This is a genomic window from uncultured Amnibacterium sp. (genome assembly GCF_964245895.1).
GTDB lineage: Bacteria > Actinomycetota > Actinomycetes > Actinomycetales > Microbacteriaceae > Amnibacterium.
Map to the genome: position 1 here is coordinate 1 of NZ_CAXTOQ010000147.1, position 8,412 is coordinate 8,412.

Sequence of the window (8,412 nt, forward strand, 5' to 3'; positions counted from 1 at the left end):
CCACCGACGTCGCCGCCCGCGGCATCGACGTGGACGACGTGACCCACGTCATCAACCACACACTGCCCGAGGACGCGGACGCGTACCTCCACCGCGTCGGCCGCACCGGCCGTGCCGGCCGCACCGGCATCGCGGTGACCTTCGTCGACTGGGACGACCTGCACAAGTGGGCGCTGATCGACAAGGCGCTCGAGTTCGGCAAGCCGGAGCCGGTGGAGACGTACTCGTCCTCCCCGCACCTGTACGAGGAGCTGGGCATCCCCGCCGGAACGAAGGGGCGCCTGCGCAAGGCGGCCGTCGCGCCCGGTGCTCCCGCGGAGGCACCCGCCGCCGACGAGACCCGGCCCGCGCGATCGCGCACCCGCACCCGCCGCGACGGCGCCCACGACGCGGCGGCGGGCACCACGGCCCATGCGGGCTCCGCCCCGCACCGCGGCTCCGGTCACGACGGCTCGGCCCACGAGGGCGCTGCTCACGAGGGCTCTGCTCACGAAGCGCATGTCCCGGGCTCGGGCACGCACGACGGGGCGGGCCAGCCGCGCCGTCGCCGCCGCCGTCGCGGGCCGCGCCCGGCGACCCCCTCCGCCTGAGCATCCGGCCCGCGGCGGTCGGGTTCGCCGCGGGCCGCTCGGTAGCATCGCCGGATGCCGACCCCCTCCGACGTCGACATCTGGCCGCTCCTCGGGGTGCGGATCCAGGTCTCGGACGTCGAACTCGCCCCGATCGACGACCGGACCGCGCTGGACCTGGGCCGGCTGGCCGCCGGCGGCATCCACGGCAACTTCCTGCCGTTCTCGACGCCGTGGACGCGCGGCACCGAGACCGAGGTCGCGCGCAACGTGTACCGCTACCACTCGCGGCTGCGGCACGAGCTGTCGCCGGAGCGGTGGTCGCTCGAGTTCGCCGCCCGGCTCGACCACACCCTGATCGGCGTGCAGAGCCTGACCGCCGAGCAGTACGGCACGACCCGGTCCGCGGAGAGCGGCTCCTGGCTGGGCCAGGCCTGGCAGGGCAAGGGCATCGGCACCCTGAACCGCATCGCGATCCTGACGCTGGCGTTCGAGGGCCTCGGCGCGCACGAGGTCACCACCTCGGCCTGGGCCGACAACCAGGCGTCGAACGCGGTGACGCGCAAGCTGGGCTACGAGCCGAACGGGGAGGAGCGCCTCGACCGCGAGGGCCGCGTCACCGTGCAGAAGCGCTTCCGCCTGTCCCGCGAGATGTGGGAGCGGCGGGGGGCGGACCTCCGGCCGCACGTCGACCTGCAGGGCGTCGAGGCCCTGCGGCGGTGGCTCTCGATCGACTGAGCCGCTCCGCCGCGAGCACTTCAGCAGGCCGCGAGCACTTCAGCAGGCTGCGAGCACTTCAGCAGGCTGCGAGCACTTCGGCAGGCTGCCGGGGGCCGTCTGAGCCTGCCGAAGCGAGATCAGCCTGCCGAGGTGCTCGACCCCCGCCTAGAGACTCAGGCGAGGATCGGTGCCGAGCCGGTCGCCTGCTCGAGGATGCGGTCGACGACCTCGGGCGCGGTCGTCCTGGCGCCGAGCCGGTTCGGCTTGCCGGAGCCGTGGTAGTCGCTCGAGCCCGTGACCGGCAGGCCGAACCGGGCCGCCAGCCCGTGGGCGCGCACGCCCCCGTCGCGCGTGTTCTCCGGGTGGTCCGCCTCGATGCCGAACAGGCCGGCGTCGACGAGCGCGGCGACGTCCTCCTCCGGGATCACCCAGTCGGCGCGCGTCGCACCCGGGTGCGCGAGCACCGGCACCCCGCCGGCCCCGCGGATCAGGCGGACCCCGTCGGCGGGGAGGGGGGCGTGGTGCGGTTCGACGTAGCCGCGCCGCGGGTGCAGCACACCGGCGAACGCGGCGCTGCGGTCCGACTCGATGCCGAGCGCGACCAGCGCGTCCGCGATGTGCGGCCTGCCGACGGTCGCCCCCGCGCTCGTCTGCGCGAGCACGTCGTCCCAGGTGATCGGGTAGTCGGCGGCGATCGCCTCCACGATGCGCCGCGCCCGGTCGCGCCGGGAGACGCGGATGCGCTCCGTCTCCGCGGCGAGCGCCGGGTCGGCCGGGTCGACCAGGTAGCCCAGCACGTGCACGCTGCGCCAGCCGAGCCTGGTCGACAGCTCGACGCCGGGCAGCAGGTCGATGCCTGCGCGGCGCGCGGCCTCGCTCGCGTCCGCCCAGCCGGCCGTCGAGTCGTGGTCGGTCAGCGCGAGCCCGGCGAGGCCCGCCGCCGCTGCCTGCCGCACCACCTCCGCGCTCGCCTCCGTGCCGTCGGAGACCGTCGAGTGCGTGTGCAGGTCGAACCGTCCGCGCACCGCCATGCGTCGATCGTAGGAGGGGGCCGAGGACCCGCGAGCCGGACGGGTCCGTCGTCCGATCGCCCGTACCGTTACCGACCGTGCTCCGCCGCGTGACCGCCGTCGCCCTCGTGGTGGGGCTGGCGGCCGTGCTCGGGATCGTCGCCTGGCCGCAGCTGCTCGACCTGCAGCGCGCGCCCGTCGCGGCGCTGGCGGTCTCCTTCCGCGGCGCGTCGGCCGTCGCCGCGGTCGGCGTCGCCGTCGTGCTCACGCTGATCGGCTTCGTGCTGCACCGCTCCCGCCGCTTCCTCGGCGCGGTCGCGCTGGTCCTCGTCGCCTTCGCGGTCGCGGTCGCCGGCGTGCAGCTGAGCCGCGGCGTCGGCGCGCCCGACGTGCCGGTGGCCCAGGCGAACGACCTGACGGTGCTCAGCTGGAACACGCTGGGCGACTCGGTCCCGGCCGCGTCGATCGCGCGCGTCGCGACGCAGAACGGCGCGGACGTCGTGGCGCTGCCGGAGACGACGGCCGCGCGCGCGAGGCAGGTCGCCGCGCTGCTCGCCGACGGCGGCTCGCGGTTCCGGGTGTTCTCCGCGTCGCAGCAGGACGGGATCCCCTCCCGATCCACGTCCCTGCTCGTGGCGCGCTCGCTGGGCGCCTACCGGCAGGTGGAGGGGGTCGGCGACACCCACTCGGTGCCGAGCATCGTCGTCGACCCGTCCGGCGGGCAGAACGCGCCGCGCATCGTGGCCGTGCACACCCTGGCCCCGTACGCGTTCGACCCGGTCGGCTGGCGCACGGACCTCTCCTGGGCGGCCGCCCGCTGCTCGGGCCGGAACGTGCTGATGGCGGGCGACTTCAACGCGACGATCGACCACTTCGCCGGCCTTGGTTCAGGCGGCGGCCAGCTCGCGACCTGCCGGGACGCCGCGCTCACGACCAGGAACGCCGCGGTCGGCACCTGGCCGACGAGCATGCCCGCCCTGGTCGGCACGCCGATCGACCACGTGCTCGCGACCCCGAACTGGTCGTTCGCCGGGTTCCGGGTGCTCGGCGGCGAGGACGCGGCCGGCAGCGACCACCGCCCGGTGCTCGCGCGGCTGCGCCCCGCCGGCTGAGCGGCAGGCGGTTTGCACCCCGGGCCGCACGCTGGTGGGATCCAGGGGTGAAGGTCGTGTCCCGCGGGTCCAAGGAGGCGGACTCGCTGTTCGCCGTCGTGCTGCCGGGCAGCGGCTACCCCGCGCTCGGCCCGGCGCTGCACTGGCCGGCCCGGCTGCTCGCCGCGGCGGGGTGGCGGCTCGCGGTGGTCTCGTGGTCGCCGGAGACGGAGGGCGGCGCGGACCCGGTCGCGTTCGTCGAGGGCGCGCTGCAGCAGGCGGCCGGCGACGACGTGCCGGACCTGCTGCTCACGAAGTCGCTCGGCTCGCTCGCGGCGCCGTGGGCGCTCGAGCACGACGTCCCCGGCGTGTGGCTGACGCCCCTGCTGACCGACGAGGCGGTGCTCGGCGCGCTGCAGCGGATGGACGACCGGTCGATCGCGGTCGGCGGCACGGCGGACCGGTACTGGCGCGAGGGCGCGTTCGAGGGCACCGACATCGCGGTGCTGGAGGTGCCGGGCGCGGACCACTCGCTCGAGCTGCCGGACTGGCGCGCCTCCCTGACCGCGCAGGCGGAGGTGTTCGAGCGCCTGGCCGCCCACCTCGGCGAGTGATCGCTCAGGCGAAGAGGTGCCGGTTGGCCGCGGTCCAGTCGATCCTCCGCTGCTGCGCGGCGACGAAGCCGTCCGCGATCCAGGAGGCGTGCGGCTCGAGCCCGCGGGCGGCGACCGCGACGTTCGCGCGCAGCGTCTCCTCCTGCTCGGCCAGCACCGCGTCGACCAGGCCATCCGTGCCGGGCAGCCCGTACGCGGCGGCGAAGGCCCGAAGCCGGGCGGCGCGGTCCGGCGGGGCCGGGAACCCGATCTGCGCCATCGCGTCCTCGTCGCTGCGGAACGGCACCGCGTACTCGAGCGCGTAGGCCACATCGTGCAGCCCCGGCCGCGGCGCCGCCTGGTCCCAGTCGATCAGGCCGATCGCCCGGTCCCCGCGCCAGACGGTGTTCCAGGGGCCGACGTCGCCGTGCGTGACGATCTCGTCCGGCGCGAGCGCGCGCCGGCCGATCATCCACTCCGCGTCGGCCGGCGGCGCGTAGTCGCGGACCGCGTCGTGGTAGCGCCGGATCAGGCGGGCGTACTCGCGGAGGCCGGCCACCGGCACGATCCGCCGCCATGCCTCCATGCCGCCGACGCCCTCGATGAGGGCCAGCCGCTCGTTCCCGTCCGCGTCCAGCCCCAGGAGGCGGACCGACTCGGGGAAGCCCTGCCGCTCGAGGTGCCGCAGCAGGTCGTGGACGGCGGGCGACCACCAGCTGGTGCGCCGCACGACGACGTCCCCCTCCCGGCGGACGACGCGCATCGAGTCGGAGCGGAACTCGGGGTCGACGGCGACCGGTGGTGCGGGCATCGGGACACCGTAGGGGTGCGCCTCCCCCGCGGCGCGCCTGCACGGCGACTGCGCGGGCGGCGCCCGGTGCTTCCACGGCGGGCGGGGGGCGCCGGCACGGGTGGATGATGGAGGCATGGTGGACGAGCAGACGGACGTGCGGCCGGCGGAGCAGCGGGACGTGGAGCCCGAGACCGGCAGCGGCCGGACCGAGATCCCGAGGAGCGAGGCGTTCAAGCGCTACATCGCGAGCGGCTGGGCGGACCGGCCCGAGCAGGCGACGACCGCCGGCCCCCTCGCCGTCGCGGCCGCCGACCGCCGCGCCCGGCTCTCCTCCCGGTACACCGGCACGCGGCTCGTCGTCGAGGCCGGAGCCCCGAAGGTGCGCTCGAACGACACCGACTACCCGTACCGGGCGCACTCCGCGTTCGCGTGGCTCACCGGCTGGGGCGACGAGGCCGTGGCGGGGTCCGTGCTCGTCTTCGAGCCCGCCGGCGACGGGCACGACGTCACCCTGCACTTCCAGCCCGCGGCGGGCCGCGACACCGACGAGTTCTACGCGGACTCGTCCGTCGGCGAGTTCTGGGTCGGCCGCCGTCCCTCCCTCGCCGAGGTCGGCACCTCCCTCGGGCTCCCGACCGCGGAGCTCGCGGCGCTCGAGCGCCGGGAGGGGGACCTGACCCTGGCCGACGAGGGCCTCGCGCGGGACCTCGCCGAGCTTCGGCTGGTGAAGGACGCGGCGGAGATCGGCGAGATGCGCGCCGCGATCGCCGCGACGCGGCAGGGGTTCGAGGACGTCATCGCCGCCCTGCCCCGCATCGTCGAGCACGAGCGCGGCGAGCGGATCATCGAGGGCGTCTTCTTCACCCGCGCCCGCGCGGAGGGCAGCGACCTCGGGTACGGCACGATCGCCGCCTCCGGCCCGCACGCCTGCATCCTGCACTGGACGCGGAACGACGGCCCGGTCGCGCCCGGCGACCTCGTGCTGATCGACGCGGGCGTCGAGCTGCCGAGCCTCTACACCGCGGACATCACGCGCACGCTGCCGGTGTCCGGCACCTTCACACCCGTGCAGCGCCGCATCTACGAGGCGGTGCTGGAGGCGGCGGACGCGGCGTTCGCGATCGTGAAGCCGGGCATCCGCTTCCGCGACCTGCACGCGGCGGCGATGGACGTCATCGCCCGCCGGGTGTCCGAGTGGGGCCTGCCGCTGCTGCCGGAGGCGCAGCTGGAGGGGGTCGAGCGCGCCGACCGCCGCTACATGGTCCACGGCACGAGCCACCACCTGGGCCTCGACGTGCACGACTGCGCGCAGGCACGGCGGGAGCTGTACATGGACGGCGTGCTGGAGCCCGGCATGGTGTTCACGATCGAGCCGGGCCTCTACTTCCAGCCCGACGACCTGACCGTACCCGAGGAGTTCCGCGGCATCGGCGTGCGGATCGAGGACGACGTGCTCGTCACCGAGGACGGCGTCGAGAGCCTGTCCGCGGCGATCCCGCGGACCCCGGACGACGTCGAGGCCTGGATCGAGCGCCTCCGCGCCTGAGCCGCGTCGGCGCCCACCCGCCGCAATTGCGCCGCTGAGGGACAGATGCCCCTGCTTCGGCGGCGACATCTGTCCCTGCGCGTCGCAACTCCTCGAGGAGTGACCGGCGGCGGCTGGGCCCAGTCCGGCAGGGCGTCGGCGATGCGCACGCTGCTCGCGCGGGTCGGGGCGGGTCAGGCCGCTGCGCCCGGACCCGGATCGACGGGGGGCTCGTCGAGCCGGGACTCGGAGACCACGGCCGGCGCGATGGCCGGGCCGATGCCCAGCACGGTGCGGGCGCGGTTCGCCACCTCCGGGCTCACGACGAGCGAGTAGGTGGAGGCGACGACCTGCATGACGCTGGAGAAGTCGCGGCGGTTGCGCGTCAGGGCGTACGAGATCAGGCCGAACAGGATGCCGAACGCCAGGCCCAGCAGGACCGCGCCGAACAGGTAGCCGGGGCCGGGGTTCGCGTTCGCCGGCGTGAAGATGGTCGTGACGAGCCCGAGCAGCAGGCCGAGCCACAGGCCCGAGCCGGCGCCGGCCGCGGCCGCGCGGCCCCACGACAGCCGGCCGGTCACCCGCTCGACGCTCTTCATGTCGTTGCCCACGATCGCGGCGGCCTGCACGGGGAAGCCGTCGGTCTCGGCCAGGCGGTCGACCGCGGTCTGCGCCTCCTGGTACGTGGCGTAGGTGGCGATGACGTCGCCGGAGGGGAGGGTCGGGATGGCCACGCGCCGGCCGCCGCCGAACAGGCCCTGGGTGTTGGTCACATTCACAGGTTCCCACCTTCCGCTGCATGCGCGCATGCCGATTCCTCGGTGCGGCCGATGAGTGCGCCGCACGCCGGCCGTCCCCCGTAGGGCCGGGGCGCCCTACCCTTGGGGCGTGAGTACGACGCGCATCTTCGTGGCCCGGCTCGCCGGCTGCGCGGTGTTCGACCGGTCGGGCGATCGCCTCGGCCGCGTGCGCGACGTCGTCGTGGTCTACCGCCGGGCGGCGTCGCCGCGCGTCGTCGGCATGGTCGTCGAGATCCCGGGACGCCGGCGCGTGTTCCTCTCCATCGGCCGGATCGTCTCCATCGGCGCCGGCCAGGTCATCACCACCGGCCTGATCACCGTGCGGCGGTTCGAGCAGCGGGCGTCGGAGGTGCGGGTGGTCGCCGAGATCCTGGGCCGGCGCGTGGCGCTGACCGACGGCTCGGGCGAGGCGACCGTCGAGGACGTCGCGATCGAGGAGGTCGGCCCGGCGGAGTGGGAGGTCGGCCAGGCGTTCGTGCGGCGGCCGCGCACCGGCCCGGCGCCCTTCGGCCGCGGTGCGACCGCGTTCGTCAGGTGGTCCGACATCCGGGAGCAGGACCACGGCGGCCGCGGCCAGTCCGCCGCGCAGCTGATCCAGTCGACCGCCGACCTGCCGGCCGCGGACCTCGCCTCCACCCTGCTCGACCTGCCCGAGCAGCGCATGCTCGAGGTCGCGGACGAGCTGCCCGACGACCGGCTCGCGGACGTGCTCGAGGAGATGCCGGAGGCGGACGGCGTGAAGATCCTCGCCCGCCTCGGCGACGACCGGGCGGCGGACGTGCTCGAGACGATGCAGCCGGACGACGCCGCGGACCTGATCGCGAAGCTGCCCGACGCGCGCAGCGAGCTGCTGCTCGGCCTGATGGAGTCCGAGGAGGCCGACGACGTGCGCATGCTGCTCGCCTACGACCCCGATACCGCGGGCGGCATGATGACCCCCGACCCGATCATCCTGTCCACGGAGGCGACCGTCGCGGAGGGGCTCGCCCTGATCCGGCGGCACGAGCTGGCGCCCGCGCTCGGCGCCGCCGTGTGCGTCACCCAGCCGCCGTACGAGCCGCCGACCGGGCGCTTCCTCGGCATCGTGCACTTCCAGCGCATGCTGCGCTACCCGCCGCACGAGCGCCTCGGCAGCATCCTCGACACCCAGACGGAGCCCGTGCACGCGAACACGTCCGCGGCGGAGGTGTCCCGCATCCTCGCCTCCTACAACCTGGTGCAGGTGCCGGTCGTCGATGAGAACCACCGGCTCGTGGGCGTCGTGACGGTCGACGACGTGCTGGACCGGCTGCTGCCCGACGACTGGCGGTC

General features: G+C 75.3%; 9 protein-coding genes. 6 read left to right on the forward strand and 3 right to left on the reverse strand.

What is annotated here, in order from left to right:
* Together ACFE60_RS15560 and ACFE60_RS15565 are read left to right on the forward strand one after the other, a co-directional pair.
* Window positions 1–590 (forward strand): helicase-related protein (locus ACFE60_RS15560; RefSeq protein ID WP_375389774.1); only part of this gene is annotated, 590 nt, incomplete at its 5' end.
* A gap of 54 nt (window positions 591–644) precedes the next feature.
* Window positions 645–1,307, forward strand: coding sequence for a GNAT family N-acetyltransferase (locus ACFE60_RS15565; RefSeq protein WP_375389775.1), 663 nt, complete (start codon window positions 645–647; stop codon window positions 1,305–1,307).
* 155 nt (window positions 1,308–1,462) lie between these two features.
* On the opposite strand, the gene ACFE60_RS15570 is transcribed toward ACFE60_RS15565, so the two are convergent.
* A complete protein-coding gene (locus ACFE60_RS15570) occupies window positions 1,463–2,320 on the reverse strand; it encodes a PHP domain-containing protein (protein WP_375389776.1) in 858 nt (285 codons plus the stop codon).
* A gap of 77 nt (window positions 2,321–2,397) precedes the next feature.
* Here ACFE60_RS15570 and ACFE60_RS15575 point away from each other — a divergent pair, with 77 nt between their 5' ends.
* Together ACFE60_RS15575 and ACFE60_RS15580 are read left to right on the forward strand one after the other, a co-directional pair.
* A complete protein-coding gene (locus tag ACFE60_RS15575) occupies window positions 2,398–3,411 on the forward strand; it encodes an endonuclease/exonuclease/phosphatase family protein (RefSeq protein WP_375389777.1) in 1,014 nt (337 codons plus the stop codon).
* 47 nt (window positions 3,412–3,458) lie between these two features.
* Window positions 3,459–4,004, forward strand: coding sequence for a hypothetical protein (locus ACFE60_RS15580; RefSeq protein WP_375389778.1), 546 nt, complete (start codon window positions 3,459–3,461; stop codon window positions 4,002–4,004).
* Window positions 4,005–4,008: 4 nt separating this feature from the next.
* On the opposite strand, the gene ACFE60_RS15585 is transcribed toward ACFE60_RS15580, so the two are convergent.
* The gene (locus tag ACFE60_RS15585) at window positions 4,009–4,794 is read right to left on the reverse strand and encodes a phosphotransferase (RefSeq protein WP_375389779.1); all 786 of its coding nucleotides are present in this window, start codon (window positions 4,792–4,794) and stop codon (window positions 4,009–4,011) included.
* A gap of 115 nt (window positions 4,795–4,909) precedes the next feature.
* Here ACFE60_RS15585 and ACFE60_RS15590 point away from each other — a divergent pair, with 115 nt between their 5' ends.
* Window positions 4,910–6,322 (forward strand): aminopeptidase P family protein, encoded by a 1,413-nt coding sequence (locus ACFE60_RS15590; protein ID WP_375389780.1) that lies wholly within the window; start codon window positions 4,910–4,912, stop codon window positions 6,320–6,322.
* 173 nt (window positions 6,323–6,495) lie between these two features.
* On the opposite strand, the gene ACFE60_RS15595 is transcribed toward ACFE60_RS15590, so the two are convergent.
* A complete protein-coding gene (locus ACFE60_RS15595; RefSeq protein WP_375389781.1) occupies window positions 6,496–7,074 on the reverse strand; it encodes a general stress protein in 579 nt (192 codons plus the stop codon).
* A gap of 115 nt (window positions 7,075–7,189) precedes the next feature.
* Here ACFE60_RS15595 and ACFE60_RS15600 point away from each other — a divergent pair.
* Window positions 7,190–8,412 (forward strand): magnesium transporter MgtE N-terminal domain-containing protein (locus ACFE60_RS15600; protein ID WP_375389782.1); only part of this gene is annotated, 1,223 nt, incomplete at its 3' end.